The organism is Pseudomonas sp. WS 5021, assembly GCF_012985535.1.
Classification (GTDB): Bacteria; Pseudomonadota; Gammaproteobacteria; order Pseudomonadales; family Pseudomonadaceae; genus Aquipseudomonas.
Window position 1 is genome coordinate 497,775 of sequence record NZ_JAAQWP010000003.1, and the last position, 13,433, is coordinate 511,207.

Consider the following 13,433-nt stretch of genomic DNA (forward strand, 5'->3'; position numbering starts at 1 on the left):
TGGAGCATAACCGCTGGCCCGCGCCTCTGGTATTCTCGTCGCCATGAAAAAAACTCTCCCTTTAAGCCTGATCGCAGCCCTCGGTGAAAACCGCGTGATCGGCGTCGACAACAGCATGCCCTGGCATTTGCCGGGGGATTTCAAATATTTCAAGGCCACCACCCTGGGCAAGCCGATCATTATGGGGCGCAAGACCTGGGACTCCCTGGGTCGACCGTTGCCGGGTCGCTTGAACATAGTGGTCAGCCGTCAGACCGATCTGGTGCTCGAAGGTGCGGAAGTTTTTCCGTCCCTCGATGCGGCAATTGAGCGAGCCGAGGCCTGGGCGCTGGAGCAGGGCGTGGACGAGCTGATGCTGATCGGCGGCGCGCAACTGTATGCGCAGGGGCTGGAGCAGGCGGATCGCCTGTATCTGACGCGGGTTGCGTTGAGCCCGCAGGGGGATGCGTGGTTTCCGGAGTTTGACTTGAACCGGTGGACGCTGGTGTCGAATGTGCAGAATCCGGCAGAAGGCGACAAGCCGGCGTACAACTTCGAAGTCTGGGAAAAGGCCTAAAAGCATCGCCGGCAAGCCGGCTCCTACAGGACCGTGTAGGAGCCGGCTTGCCGGCGATAGCGCTCTATCAGGCCTGCGCCAACTCAGCATGCTCATCGGCATCGAGCAGCTTTTTATCGGTCTGCTGCATGATCTGGCTGGTAATCGCCCCGGCGGTCATCGAACCATTCACGTTCAACGCCGTGCGGCCCATGTCGATCAGCGGCTCCACGGAAATCAGCAATGCCACCAACGCCACCGGCAAGCCCATGGCCGGTAGCACGATCAGCGCGGCAAACGTCGCACCGCCGCCTACGCCGGCCACACCGGCCGAACTCAGGGTCACGATTGCCACCAGGGTAGCGATCCACAGCGGGTCCAGCGGGTTGATGCCCACGGTCGGCGCCACCATCACGGCCAGCATCGCTGGGTACAGGCCGGCACAGCCGTTCTGGCCAATCGTCGCGCCGAACGAGGCAGCGAAGCTGGCGATGGACTGCGGGATGCCCAGGCGGCGCGTCTGCGCCTCGATGCTCAGCGGGATGCTCGCCGCGCTGGAGCGGCTGGTGAAGGCAAAAGTCAGCACCGGCCATACTTTGCGAAAGAAGCGCAGCGGGTTGATCCCGGCCAGCGACAGGAGCAGGCCGTGGACCACAAACATCAGCCCCAGCGCCAGGTAGGACACCAGCACAAAGCTGCCGAGCTTGATGATGTCTTGCAGGTTGGAACTGGCGACCACTTTGGTCATCAGCGCCAGCACGCCGTAGGGGGTCAGTTTCATCACCAGGCGCACCAGGCGCATCACCCAGGCTTGCAGGGTGTCGATGGCGTTCAGCACCTTCTGGCCTTTTTCCACGTCGTCCTTGAGCAGTTGCAGCGCGGCAACCCCCAGGAACGCAGCGAAGATCACCACACTGATAATCGACGTCGGCTTGGCCCGGGCCAGGTCGGCAAACGGGTTCTGCGGGATGAACGACAGCAGCAACTGCGGGATATTCAGGTCGGCGACCTTGCCCGCGTAGTCACTCTGGATCACCTGCAGGCGTGCCAGTTCCTGGGTGCCGGCCACCAGGCCTTCGGCGGTGAGGCCGAACAGGTTGGTCAGGCCGATACCGATCAGCGCCGCAATGGCGGTGGTGAACAGCAGCGTGCCGATGGTCAGGAAGCTGATCTTGCCCAGGGACGCGGCGTTATGCAGGCGGGCCACGGCGCTGAGGATCGAGGCGAACACCAGCGGGATCACGATCATCTGCAACAGCTGCACATAACCATTGCCCACCAGGTCGAACCAACTGATCGAGGCCTTGAGCACCGGATGGCCGGCGCCGTAGATGGTGTGCAGGACCACACCAAACACCACCCCGAGCACCAGGGCCAGCAGGACCTTCTTGGCCAGGCTCCAGTGGGTGCGACGGGTTTGGGCCAGGCCTAGCAATAAGGCCAGGAACACCAGCAGATTGAGAATCAGCGGCAGATTCATTGAAGCTCCAAGTAAATGGCTGCCAGTCGCCTGAGCGTGCGACTGCGAACCGGAAAGCCTAACAGCTTGAAATATATTGATTTAATACCTTTATGGAATGACTACTGTCGTTTTTGGAATAAGGGCCTGGCGCCCTGACATATGCCGGTGGCGGTTTCAGGACGCAGACGGTCGTGCTGGTGCCGGGAACGGTCACACGGATTTGTTAGCGTCGATGTCTTTCACTCAGGGAGAAAACGCACATGAAGCTCACGTCGAGACTGTTTGCCGCCGCGCTGTGCCTGGGGCTTGCCAGCCAGGTCATGGCCGCCACCGAGTTGAAGCACTGGCCGGCACCCGCCGCCAAGCAACTCAATGAAATGATTGCGGCCAACGCCAACAAGGGCAATTACGCGGTGTTCGACATGGACAACACCAGCTACCGCTTCGACCTCGAAGAGTCGCTGTTGCCGTACATGGAAAACAAGGGCCTGATCACCCGCGACAGTCTCGATCCATCGCTCAAGCTTATGCCGTTCAAAGACACCGCCGAGCACAAGGAAAGTCTGTTCAGTTACTACTATCGCCTGTGCGAAGTGGACGACATGGTCTGCTACCCGTGGGTCGCCCAGGTGTTTTCAGGCTTTACCCTCAAGGAACTCAAGGGTTACGTGGATGAGTTGATGGCCTCCGGCAAACCGGTGCCGGTCACCTACTTTGAAGGCGATGTGGTGAAGAACATGGAGGTGCAACCGCCGAAAATCTTCACCGGCCAGACCGAGCTGTACAACAAACTGATGGAAAACGGCATCGACGTGTACGTGATGACCGCCGCCTCTGAAGAGCTGGTGCGCATGGTCGCCTCCGATCCGAAGTACGGCTACAACGTCAAGCCGCAGAATGTCATCGGGGTCAGCCTGTTGCTCAAGGACCGCAAGACTGGCGAGCTGACCACTGCCCGCAAGCAGATCAGCGCCGGCAAATACGATGAAAAGGCCAACCTCAGCCTGGAACTGACCCCCTACCTGTGGACCCCGGCGACCTGGATGGCCGGCAAGCATGCGGCGATCCTCACCTACATCGACGAGTGGAAAAAACCGCTACTGGTCGGCGGCGACACCCCTACCAGCGACGGCTACATGCTGTTTCACGATGTGGACGTGGCCAAGGGTGGCATCCACTTGTGGATCAACCGCAAGGACAAGTACATGACCCAGCTCAACGGCATGATGGCCAAGCATGCGGCGGCCCAGGCCAAGGAAGGGCTGGCGGTGACGGCGGACAAGAACTGGGTGATCGTCAAGCCCGATGAAATCCAGTAACCCTGTGGGAACTGGCTTGCCTGCGATGGCATCACTGCGGTGTGGCAGGCAGACCGAGTCGCCTGGATCGCAGGCAAGCCAGCTCCTACATTTGATCTCCTGTGGTTTGGCAATTCAGGCAGGCAAAAAAATGCCCCGCACGTGGCGGGGCATTTTTATGGGCGGGGCTTACAGGCCGTCGAGCATGGCCTTGTTACGCACCGCACCCTTGTCGGCACTGGTGGCCAGCAGGGCGTAGGCCTTGAGGGCGGTGGTGACTTTGCGCGGACGCTTCTCCACCGGTTTCCAGCCTTTCTTGTCCTGCTCGACCCGGCGTGCGGCCAGTTCTTCGTCGCTGATCAACAGGTTGATCGAGCGGTTCGGAATGTCGATCAGCACCTTGTCGCCATCCTGCACCAGGCCAATCGCGCCACCGGCAGCGGCTTCTGGCGAAGCATGGCCGATGGACAGGCCCGAAGTGCCGCCCGAGAAGCGCCCGTCGGTCAGCAGCGCACAGGCTTTGCCCAGGCCCTTGGATTTCAGGTACGAGGTCGGGTAGAGCATTTCCTGCATACCCGGGCCGCCTTTCGGGCCTTCGTAGCGGATGATTACGATGTCGCCTTCTTTCACTTCGTCGGCGAGGATGCCGCGCACCGAGCTGTCCTGGCTTTCGTAGATCTTGGCGCGACCCTCGAACACGTGGATCGACTCATCCACGCCAGCGGTCTTCACCACACAGCCGTCGAGGGCGATGTTGCCGTAGAGCACGGCCAGGCCGCCTTCTTGCGAGTACGCGTGCTCGACACTGCGGATGCAGCCGTTTTCACGGTCGTCGTCCAGGGTGTCCCAACGGGTCGACTGGCTGAAGGCCGTCTGGGTCGGGATGCCGGCCGGGCCGGCCTTGAAGAAGGTGTGCACGGCTTCGTCGTCAGTCTGGGTGATATCCCACTTGGCGATGCCCTCGGCCATGGACGTGCTGTGCACGGTCGGCAGGTCGGTGTGCAGCAGGCCGCCACGGGCCAGGGAGCCTAGGATCGAGAAGATCCCGCCGGCGCGGTGCACGTCTTCCATGTGGTACTTCTGGATGTTCGGCGCGACCTTGCACAACTGCGGCACGTGGCGGGACAGGCGGTCGATGTCGCGCAGGTCGAAGTCGATCTCGGCTTCTTGCGCTGCGGCCAGCAAGTGCAGGATGGTGTTGGTGGAACCGCCCATGGCGATATCCAGGGTCATGGCGTTTTCGAACGCCTTGAAGTTGGCGATATTGCGTGGCAATACCGACTCGTCGTTGTCGGTGTAGTAACGCTTGCACAGGTCGACGATGGTGCGGCCGGCCTGCAGGAACAGCTGCTCGCGGTCGCTGTGGGTGGCCAGTGTCGAACCATTGCCCGGCAAGGCCAGGCCCAGGGCTTCCACCAGGCAGTTCATCGAGTTGGCGGTGAACATGCCGGAGCACGAACCGCAGGTCGGGCAGGCGCTACGCTCGTATTCCGCGACTTTCTCGTCAGAAGCGCTGGAATCGGCGGCGATGACCATGGCGTCCACCAGGTCCAGGCCGTGGGAGGCGAGTTTGGTTTTGCCGGCTTCCATCGGACCGCCGGAGACGAAGATCACCGGGATGTTCAGGCGCAGGGATGCCATCAGCATGCCGGGGGTGATCTTGTCGCAGTTGGAGATGCAGACGATGGCGTCGGCGCAGTGGGCGTTGACCATGTACTCCACGGAGTCGGCGATGATCTCGCGGCTCGGCAGGGAATACAGCATGCCGTCATGGCCCATGGCGATGCCGTCATCCACGGCAATGGTGTTGAATTCTTTTGCTACGCCGCCAGCACGTTCGATCTCGCGGGCGACCAGTTGGCCCAGGTCCTTGAGGTGGACGTGGCCCGGTACGAACTGGGTGAACGAGTTGGCAATCGCGATGATCGGCTTCTTGAAGTCGTCATCTTTCATCCCCGTGGCACGCCACAGTGCGCGGGCGCCGGCCATGTTGCGGCCATGGGTGGATGTTTTCGAGCGGTAATCTGGCATGGAGCACTCCGGGCGGCTAATCAGGTACTAAATAGGGGAGTGAGCTTCTATTGACGTCTGGAACACTCAGAAATAGCCGTGTGTCCGGAAGTTGCCGCAAACGTTACGGGATCGCCGTGCGCATTGGCCTTGAGCTCATAAACCCGCCGGGGGATGACTGGCGATGAATAGGGTCGATTCTACACCGCTGGCGTCGGGAGGGAATGGCGAGAAGCATGTCCCGGGGCTTTATCGCCCGACCCTCGTATTTGTCAGCCAGCCCCAGAGGCTGAAGACGATAAAGCTTGCGGCAATGGTCATCAGCAAATGCGTTCCGGTTTGCGCAAGGGCTGCGCTGCTGATGGCGGCCGTCAGGAACATGATGCTGTTGCCCGCCGAAGCGGCCGTGCCCGCGCTGCTTGAGAACAGCAGCATCGCCGCCGAAATGGCCGCCGGGCGCACCAGGGTCACGGCCAGGGCGCTGATCAGCATCGGGATCAGCAGGGTTATGGTGGTGATGGCGTCAAGGCTGACGATCAGCATCAGTAGCACACCGGCCACCAGCAGTAACCCCAGGCCGATATTGATTTGCCGGGCCAGCGAGATGCGTTTTTGCAGAAACGAGGCCACCACGCCGCCCAGCAGATAGGCCACGCCATAGACCATCAGCACCAGGGCGTACTGGTATTCGGACAGTTTCAGCCCATCCATGAACATCAGGGGTGTGACGCTGATCAAGGCAAAGTAGCAGGCGAACACCAGGGCGGCGATCCACCAGTAGCGCAGGAAGTCCCGGTTGCCGGCCACGGCTTTCAACGTGGCAATGATCGACACCGATGCGCGATGGGGGCTGGCGGACTTGGTGGGCAGGATGCACAGCGCATGGATCAACATGCCCAATGCCATCACCGCGAACCCGTAGAAGCTGCCTTGCCAGTCAAAGGTGGTTTGCAGCCAGGAGCCGATCAGCGGCGAAAGGGCGACGAACGAGCCGCTCAGGGTCATGTAATACAGGCGCACGCGAGCCCGGTCCTGTTCGTCGAACAGGTCTTCCACCAGGGCGTGGCCCAGCACGAAGAAGCCACAGCCCATGGCCTGCACGCTGCGAAACAGCAGGAAGGTCAGGTAATCCTGTGCCAACGTGCAGCCTATCGCCCCCAGGATCGACAGTGTGATGCAGCCAAGCAGGACTTCCTTGCGCCCCCATTTATCCGAGAGTGGGCCGGCGATCAGTTGGGAGACCGAAAAGACCAGGGTAAACAGGCTGATGGACAGCGCGACATTGGCGCTGGGCGTGTCGAACCTGGCGGCGAGGGCCGGAAATGAAGGCAGCAGGATATTGATCGGGAAGAAACTGATCAGGGAAATGCAGGTGATGAGGATGAAGCGGGAAAGATACTGGCGTTTGGCTGGGCCATCGAGGACGGGCGAGCAGGTGGAATCAGACATTGTTTTTGTTTTCCGCAGTGAAGCCAGAAACCGATACTAGTCTGCAAAAAGTGGAATTCAATCAAAATCGTCGAGGGAAATTTCCTGAGGGCGTATGGCTTGCGACGGTAGGAAAATCTTTTTGATACGGCACAAAAAAGGTGGGAGCTGGCTTGCCTGCGATAGCGGTGTAACAGATTAAAAATCTGTAACTGATACACCGCTATCGCGAGCAAGCCCACTCCCACCTTTGATCTGCGTGTTACTTAGCTATTGGGCAGCAACCGGCACGTGATGCTCTTGATGTAGCGCGTCTCGGCAATCGCCGGGTGCACCGGGTGGTCCGGGCCCTGGCCGCCACGTTCGAGCATCTGGATATTGCGGTCCAGATGGCGGGCGCTGGTCAGCAGGATGTTTTGCAGGTCGTCTTCAGGCAGGTGCATGGAGCACGAGGCGCTGACCAGGATTCCGTCCTTGCTGAGCAGGCGCATGGCTTGCTCGTTCAGGCGGCGGTAGGCGCCCTCGCCATTCTTCATGTCTTTCTTGCGTTTGATGAAGGCCGGTGGGTCGGCGACGATCACGTCGAAGCGTTCTTCGCTGGCTTTCAATTCTTTGAGGGCTTCGAACACGTCGCCTTCGATGCAGGTCATTTTCTCGGCAACACCGTTCAACGCGGCGTTGCGCTCTACGCCATCAAGGGCGAAAGCCGAGGCGTCGACGCAGAACACTTCACTGGCGCCGAACGCGGCAGCTTGCACGCCCCAGCCGCCGATGTAGCTGTACAGGTCGAGAACGCGCTTGCCTTTGGCATACGGGGCCAGGCGTGCACGGTTCATGCGGTGGTCGTAGAACCAGCCGGTCTTCTGGCCCTGGATCACCGGGGCTTCGAATTGCACGCCGTTTTCTTCCAGGGCAACCCACTCTGGCACCAGGCCGAACACGGTTTCGACGTAGCGGTTGAGGCCTTCGGCGTCGCGCGCGGCGGAATCGTTCTTGAACAGGATGCCGCTGGGCTTGAGCACTTGGGTCAGTGCGGCGATCACGTCTTCTTTATGGGCTTCCATGGTCGCCGAGGCGATTTGTACCACCAGGACATCGCCGAAACGGTCGACCACCAGGCCCGGCAACAGGTCGGAGTCGCCGTAGACCAGGCGGTAGAACGGCTTGTCGAACAGGCGGTCGCGCAGGGACAGGGCGACGTTGAGGCGGTGCACCAGCAGCGACTTGTCCAATGGCAACTTGATATCGCGCGACAGCAGGCGCGCGCAGATCAGGTTGTTCGGGCTCATGGCCACGATGCCCAGGGTCTTGCCACCGACCGCTTCGAGGATGGCCTGGTCGCCTGCCTGGAAGCCGTGGAGTGGGGTGGCGGCCACATCGATTTCGTTGCTGTAGACCCACAGGTGGCCGTTGCGCAAACGACGATCGGCGTTGGCTTTGAGACGCAGGCTTGGCAGGGACATGACGTCGCTCCGGAAAAAAGAGCGGGAGTATACCGTGTTGTGTCGTTGTTGGCCGCGCCGCCGGACATGTGGGAGCTGGCTTGCCTGCGATCCAGGCGACTCGGTCTGTCTGTCGCACCGCAGCGATGCCACCGCAACGATGCCATCGCAGGCAAGCCAGCTCCCACATTTTGCTCCGGTTTCCAATCGGGTTTTTGAGGTGTCGGTCAGCTTTGCTTAGAGGTTAGAATTCGCGCCTAGCCCAGAGTGTGTATTTATGTCCCAAGAGCTTTCCGCCGAACAGATCCAACAGGCCCTGCAAGGCATCAGCGTGCCGCCCCAACCGCAAATCATGGTGGATTTGCAGATGGAGCAATACATGCCCGATCCGGACCTGGAGGTGATTGCGCGGCTGATCTCCCAGGACCCGGGCCTCTCCGGCTCATTGCTTAAAATCGTCAACTCGCCGTATTACGGCCTGAGCAACAAGATTGCCTCGATCCAGCGCGCGGTGAACCTGTTGGGCAGCCGCTCGATCGTCAACCTGATCAACGCCCAGTCGATCAAGGGCGAGATGAGCGACGACACCATCGTCACCCTCAACCGGTTCTGGGACACCGCCCAGGATGTGGCGATGACCTGCCTGACCCTAGCCAAGCGCACCGGCTCCCAGGCGGTGGACGAAGCTTATGCCCTGGGGCTGTTCCACGATTGTGGCGTGCCGCTGATGCTCAAGCGTTTCCCGGACTACATGAGCGTGCTGGAAGACTCCTACGCCAAGGCAGGGCCCGATTGCCGGGTGGTCGACACCGAGAACCGTGCGTTCCACACCAACCACGCGGTGGTGGGCTACTACACCGCCAAGTCCTGGCGCCTGCCGGAGCATGTGACCAACGCCATCGCCAACCACCACAACGCCCTGGCGATTTTCAGCGATGAGTCGGCGCGTAACAGCCCGCTGAAAAACCTGCTGGCGATCCTGAAGATGGCCGAGCACATTTGCGCGTCCTATCGGGTGCTGGGCAACCAGACGGTTGACCATGAATGGGACAGCATCGGCCACCTGGTGCTGGATTACGTGGGCCTGTCGGACTACGACTTCGAGAGCCTGAAGTTGTCGATCCGCGAGCTGGGCGCGCACTAACCTTTCTATCGCGAGACGAATATGCCTGAGCTGCCAGAAGTCGAAACCACCCGGCGCGGAATTGCGCCGCACCTGGAAGGCCAGCGGGTCAGCCGCGTGGTGGTGCGTGAACGGCGCCTGCGCTGGCCGATCCCCGAAGACCTCGATGTGCGGCTGTCCGGGCAGCGCATCGTGCTGGTGGAGCGGCGGGCCAAGTACCTGCTGATCAACGCCGAAGTCGGCACCTTGATCAGCCACTTGGGCATGTCGGGCAACCTGCGCCTGGTGGAAGTCGGCCTGCCGGCAGCCAAGCACGAGCATGTGGATATCGAGCTGGAGTCGGGCCTGGCCCTGCGCTACACCGACCCCCGGCGCTTTGGCGCGATGCTCTGGAGCCAGGACCCGCACAACCACGAACTGCTGTTGCGCCTGGGGCCGGAGCCGTTGACCGACCTGTTCGACGGCGAGCGCCTGTTCCAGCTGTCCCGTGGTCGCTCGATGGCGGTCAAGCCGTTCATCATGGACAACGCGGTGGTGGTGGGGGTGGGCAATATCTACGCGACCGAGGCGCTGTTTGCCGCCGGGATCGACCCGCGCCGGGAGGCCAAGGGCATTTCCCGTGGGCGTTACCTGAAGCTGGCGATCGAGATCAAACGCATCCTCGCGGCCGCCATCGAGCGCGGCGGTACGACATTGCGCGACTTTATCGGGGGTGATGGCCAGCCGGGGTATTTCCAGCAGGAACTGTTCGTCTACGGCCGGGGTGGCGAGGCGTGCAAGGTCTGCGGCAGTGAGTTGCGCAATGTGATGCTGGGGCAGCGGGCGAGTGTGTTTTGCCCTAAGTGCCAGAGCTGATTGTGTGTGACGGCGGCTGCCGTCATCGCGGGCAAGCCCGCTCCCACATTTTGACTTGTGAACACCTTCAAGTGTGGGAGCGGGCTTGCCCGCGATGAGGCCCTCCCAGCCACCACAAGGTCTCAGGCCTTACCGGTAATCAACCGGTACTTCTCCATCAACTGCTCTTCAGTCTCAGGGTGTGCCTCATCCAGCGGGATGCAATCGACCGGGCACACTTGCTGGCACTGGGGTTCGTCGTAGTGGCCGACACACTGGGTGCACAGGTTGGGGTCGATCACGTAGATCTCTTCACCCTGGGAAATGGCAGCGTTCGGGCACTCGGGTTCGCAGACGTCGCAGTTGATGCAATCGTCGGTGATGATCAGGGACATGGAAACTCCTGCCAGGGCGCTCTGCCAAGGCATCTGAAAAACTAATGCGCGCAATTGTGCCGCATTGGCGCCCGCAGTGCGAGCGGGCGCCGGTCGAGCGGTCTTACTTCTTGAAGCGCAGCGTCAGCGCATCGGCGACCGCAGGGTGCACAAACTTGGTGATATCCCCACCCAATGCCGCGATTTCCCGCACCAGGGTCGAGGAAATGAACGAGTAACGCTCCGACGGCGTAAGGAACAGGCTCTCTACGTCCGGCGCCAGTTGGCGGTTCATATTGGCCAGCTGGAATTCATATTCGAAGTCCGACACCGCCCGCAGGCCACGCAGGAACACATTGGCGTTCTGTTCCTTGGCAAAGTGCGCCAGCAGCGTCGAAAAGCCCACCACTTCCACGTTGGGCAGGTGCTTGGTGACCTCGCGGGCCAGCTCCACGCGCTGTTCCAGGGGAAACAGCGGGTTTTTCTTGGGGCTGGCCGCGACCGCGATGATCACATGGTCGAACAAGCGCGAGGCGCGTTCGACCAGATCGCCATGGCCTTTGGTAATCGGGTCGAAGGTACCTGGGTACAACACTCGGTTCATCGCGTCGTCCTGGCGGAGTCCGTTGGGGAACCGGATGGTATCGCAGCCATCCCGGTCGGCCAAGTCAACTTATTCAGAAGAAAGCACTATAGACACCGCGAATACCTGGTTTTTTCATGCTGTTTTCAGACGTTCAGCCAGCGCCGTCGCCAGTTGCGCAGTCAGGCCGTACACCGAAAGCTGGGGGTTGGCGCCGATGCTGGTGGGGAACAGCGAGCCGTCGTGGATCGACAGGTTACGCAGTTGGTGATGCCGCCCCAGGCTGTCGGCCACGGCGTTTTTCGGCTCTTCGCCCATGGCGCAACCGCCCATCACATGGGCGCTGCCCAGGCAGGTGCGATGCAGTTCCAGGTTCAGGCCGTCAATCAGGCTGCGGGCCTGCGCCAGTGTGTTGACGTAGCGCGCGTCGTGGTGCAGCGGCTTGACCGACTTGGCGCCGGCGGCAAACTGGATCTCGGCCATGCTGTGGAAAGCCCGGCGCAGGCCGTCCCAGGCGTAGGGCGAGACCTCATAGTCGAGCACCGGCGTGCCATCGCCGCGCAGGCCGACACTGCCGCCCTGGCTGTCGGGGTGGAAGCCGTCGCGCAGCAGCGCCAGCATGGCGTGGGTCTTGGGCAACTGGCTCATGTCTAGGGCGTTCTGCGTGCCATAACCCCCGAACAATGTGCTGGCCAGCGCCGGGTGCAACGGCGGCGCTTCGAGCTTGTAGGACATTTTGCCGGTGGTGCCGTCCTGCCATTGGAAGTGGTCGGAGTAAATCGACTGCGGCGCGCCGTAGAACGGGTTGATCACCTCGTCGAACAGCCCCGCAGAAAAATTCACCAGATGCAGGAACGTGCGCTTGCCCAGGCGCGAATGCGGGTCGGGTGCGTCCGAGCGCATCAACAGCGCCGGGCTGTTGATGCCGCCGCCGGCCAGTACGTAATGCTTGGCTTTGACCGTGATCTTGCGGCCGGTAGGCGCTACGCAGCGCGCATCCATGGCCACGCATTCGAGGCTGGTGATGGTGTCGCCGCTGAACTTCAGGCGCTCGGCGCGGGCCAGGTACAGCAACTCGCCGCCTTGCTCCAGGGTCGAGGGAATGGTGGTCACTAGCATCGATTGCTTGGCGTTGACCGGGCAGCCCATGCCGCAATAGCCCAGGTTGAAGCAGCCGCGCACGTTGCGCGGGATCACGTGCCAGCTGTAGCCGAGCTTTTCGCAGCCTTGGCGGATCACATCGTTGTTGGGGTTGGGCGGCAGGGCCCAGGGTGCGATGCCCAGGCGCTGTTCCATCTTTTCAAACCACGGCGCCATCTCGGCGCTGCTGTGGCCCTTGACCGCGTACTCGCTGGCCCAGTGGGACAGGGTCGGGTCGGGGGTGCGAAAGCTCGAGGTCCAGTTGATCAGCGTGGTGCCGCCCACGGCGCGGCCTTGCAGGATGGTGATGGCGCCGTCCTTGCTCATGCGGCCGATGCCTTCCTGATACAGGCTGGCGTAGGCCTCGTCTTCCAGCAGCTTGAAGTCGCTGCTGGTCTTGAGCGGGCCTTCTTCGATCAGCAGCACCTTGTAGCCGGCGGCGCTGAGAATCTCTGCGGTAGTGCCGCCGCCTGCGCCGCTGCCGATGATCGCGACATCGGCTTCCAGCACCAGGTCCTGGTCGAGGGCGGCGCCGTTATGGGTTTTCCAGCCGCGGGCCATGCCATCGCGGAACACATCAGGTACGGGCATTAGCTTGTTCTCTTATTGTTTTGGCTACGGAGTGGCTATCAAAGTGGGTTGCCAAGGTCAGATCTTCGGTGGCCCGGGGTACCCGCAATGGGCCCAGGACTCGGGCCGAAAGTACCAGGCCATGATCACCAGCTTGAGCAGCGAGCCCTGGCCCATGCGCAGTAGGTTGAGGAAGCTGTTCTCCCAGCGATGCAGGAAGTTGCGGATCTGCTCGCTGCTGGCATTTTCCCAACTGCCCCAGATGCCGGTCAGCGGGCCACGGGTGACGGCCATGCCCAGTACGTCGAACAACTGCTGGGTCAGCTTGAACATCTCCGGCGACAGGTGCAGCAGGCTGTAATCGAGTTTTTTCAGGGTGTCTTCAATGCCTGCCGCCACCACCTCGGCGCTGGCCGCGCCTTCGAGTAACACCGGGATCACTGCGCGCAAAAACGGCAGGTCGCTGTTGCGCAGCATGGCAAAGCCGCTGGCGGGGGTGCTGCTGGAGCAACCGCTGAGGCTGGCGCCAAGGCCTGCGGTGGCCAGGAAGGCGCTGGCGCACAGGCCGATCTTCAAGACGCCGCGCCGTGACAGCGCGGGTGATTCAGTCAGGCTAGGGTTCATTTTTATTGTG

The 13,433-nt window shown here is 61.6% G+C and carries 12 protein-coding genes; 4 read left to right on the top strand and 8 right to left on the bottom strand.

What is annotated here, in order from left to right:
- Positions 1–43: 43 nt before the first annotated feature.
- A complete protein-coding gene (locus HBO19_RS12255; protein WP_169954952.1) occupies positions 44–556 on the top strand; it encodes a dihydrofolate reductase in 513 nt (170 codons plus the stop codon).
- A gap of 67 nt (positions 557–623) precedes the next feature.
- Here the strand turns inward: HBO19_RS12255 and HBO19_RS12260 are convergent, their stop codons facing one another.
- Positions 624–2,015 (bottom strand): L-cystine transporter, encoded by a 1,392-nt coding sequence (locus HBO19_RS12260; RefSeq protein WP_170042142.1) that lies wholly within the window; start codon positions 2,013–2,015, stop codon positions 624–626.
- 302 nt (positions 2,016–2,317) lie between these two features.
- Between HBO19_RS12260 and HBO19_RS12265 the strand changes: the two genes are divergently transcribed.
- The gene (locus tag HBO19_RS12265; protein ID WP_170057670.1) at positions 2,318–3,316 is read left to right on the top strand and encodes a haloacid dehalogenase-like hydrolase; all 999 of its coding nucleotides are present in this window, start codon (positions 2,318–2,320) and stop codon (positions 3,314–3,316) included.
- Between the two features lie 168 nt (positions 3,317–3,484).
- Here HBO19_RS12265 and ilvD read toward each other — a convergent pair whose 3' ends face one another.
- From ilvD to HBO19_RS12280, 3 genes are all read right to left on the bottom strand, one after another.
- Positions 3,485–5,326 carry a dihydroxy-acid dehydratase gene (gene ilvD, locus HBO19_RS12270; protein ID WP_170057576.1) on the bottom strand — a complete coding sequence of 614 codons (1,842 nt, stop codon included), beginning with the start codon at positions 5,324–5,326 and terminating at the stop codon, positions 3,485–3,487.
- Positions 5,327–5,554: 228 nt separating this feature from the next.
- Positions 5,555–6,754: an MFS transporter gene (locus HBO19_RS12275; protein ID WP_170057577.1), complete on the bottom strand. Its 1,200-nt coding sequence runs from the start codon at positions 6,752–6,754 to the stop codon at positions 5,555–5,557.
- A gap of 245 nt (positions 6,755–6,999) precedes the next feature.
- On the bottom strand, positions 7,000–8,196 hold the full coding sequence (locus HBO19_RS12280) for a class I SAM-dependent rRNA methyltransferase (RefSeq protein ID WP_170057578.1): 1,197 nt from the start codon (positions 8,194–8,196) through the stop codon (positions 7,000–7,002).
- A gap of 310 nt (positions 8,197–8,506) precedes the next feature.
- On the opposite strand from HBO19_RS12280, the gene HBO19_RS12285 reads away from it, so the two are divergent.
- Both HBO19_RS12285 and mutM read left to right on the top strand, forming a co-directional pair.
- The gene (locus HBO19_RS12285) at positions 8,507–9,319 is read left to right on the top strand and encodes an HDOD domain-containing protein (protein ID WP_169955046.1); all 813 of its coding nucleotides are present in this window, start codon (positions 8,507–8,509) and stop codon (positions 9,317–9,319) included.
- Positions 9,320–9,340: 21 nt separating this feature from the next.
- Positions 9,341–10,153 (top strand): bifunctional DNA-formamidopyrimidine glycosylase/DNA-(apurinic or apyrimidinic site) lyase, encoded by an 813-nt coding sequence (mutM, locus tag HBO19_RS12290; RefSeq protein ID WP_057440389.1) that lies wholly within the window; start codon positions 9,341–9,343, stop codon positions 10,151–10,153.
- A gap of 122 nt (positions 10,154–10,275) precedes the next feature.
- On the opposite strand, the gene HBO19_RS12295 is transcribed toward mutM, so the two are convergent.
- The 4 genes from HBO19_RS12295 to HBO19_RS12310 form a co-directional block, all read right to left on the bottom strand.
- Positions 10,276–10,527, bottom strand: coding sequence for a YfhL family 4Fe-4S dicluster ferredoxin (locus HBO19_RS12295; protein ID WP_003213796.1), 252 nt, complete (start codon positions 10,525–10,527; stop codon positions 10,276–10,278).
- A 103-nt stretch (positions 10,528–10,630) separates the two neighbouring features.
- Complete coding sequence (coaD, locus tag HBO19_RS12300; RefSeq protein ID WP_003176711.1) at positions 10,631–11,110, bottom strand: pantetheine-phosphate adenylyltransferase; 480 nt, start codon at positions 11,108–11,110, stop codon at positions 10,631–10,633.
- 114 nt (positions 11,111–11,224) lie between these two features.
- Positions 11,225–12,820 carry a GMC family oxidoreductase gene (locus HBO19_RS12305; RefSeq protein WP_170057579.1) on the bottom strand — a complete coding sequence of 532 codons (1,596 nt, stop codon included), beginning with the start codon at positions 12,818–12,820 and terminating at the stop codon, positions 11,225–11,227.
- A gap of 57 nt (positions 12,821–12,877) precedes the next feature.
- Entirely contained in the window at positions 12,878–13,423 is a 546-nt protein-coding gene (locus HBO19_RS12310; protein ID WP_169954945.1) for a twin-arginine translocation pathway signal protein, read from the bottom strand.
- Positions 13,424–13,433: the final 10 nt, after the last annotated feature.

What these genes read in the sequence shown, in the direction of transcription:
- HBO19_RS12255 (WP_169954952.1), top strand. Translation starts at nt 44, where the DNA reads ATGAAAAAAACTCTCCCTTTAAGCCTGATCGCAGCCCTCGGTGAAAAC.
- HBO19_RS12260 (WP_170042142.1), bottom strand. Translation starts at nt 2,015, where the DNA reads ATGAATCTGCCGCTGATTCTCAATCTGCTGGTGTTCCTGGCCTTATTG.
- HBO19_RS12310 (WP_169954945.1), bottom strand. Translation starts at nt 13,423, where the DNA reads ATGAACCCTAGCCTGACTGAATCACCCGCGCTGTCACGGCGCGGCGTC.
- HBO19_RS12295 (WP_003213796.1), bottom strand. Translation starts at nt 10,527, where the DNA reads ATGTCCCTGATCATCACCGACGATTGCATCAACTGCGACGTCTGCGAA.
- HBO19_RS12305 (WP_170057579.1), bottom strand. Translation starts at nt 12,820, where the DNA reads ATGCCCGTACCTGATGTGTTCCGCGATGGCATGGCCCGCGGCTGGAAA.
- HBO19_RS12280 (WP_170057578.1), bottom strand. Translation starts at nt 8,196, where the DNA reads ATGTCCCTGCCAAGCCTGCGTCTCAAAGCCAACGCCGATCGTCGTTTG.
- mutM (WP_057440389.1), top strand. Translation starts at nt 9,341, where the DNA reads ATGCCTGAGCTGCCAGAAGTCGAAACCACCCGGCGCGGAATTGCGCCG.
- ilvD (WP_170057576.1), bottom strand. Translation starts at nt 5,326, where the DNA reads ATGCCAGATTACCGCTCGAAAACATCCACCCATGGCCGCAACATGGCC.
- HBO19_RS12265 (WP_170057670.1), top strand. Translation starts at nt 2,318, where the DNA reads ATGGCCGCCACCGAGTTGAAGCACTGGCCGGCACCCGCCGCCAAGCAA.
- coaD (WP_003176711.1), bottom strand. Translation starts at nt 11,110, where the DNA reads ATGAACCGAGTGTTGTACCCAGGTACCTTCGACCCGATTACCAAAGGC.
- HBO19_RS12275 (WP_170057577.1), bottom strand. Translation starts at nt 6,754, where the DNA reads ATGTCTGATTCCACCTGCTCGCCCGTCCTCGATGGCCCAGCCAAACGC.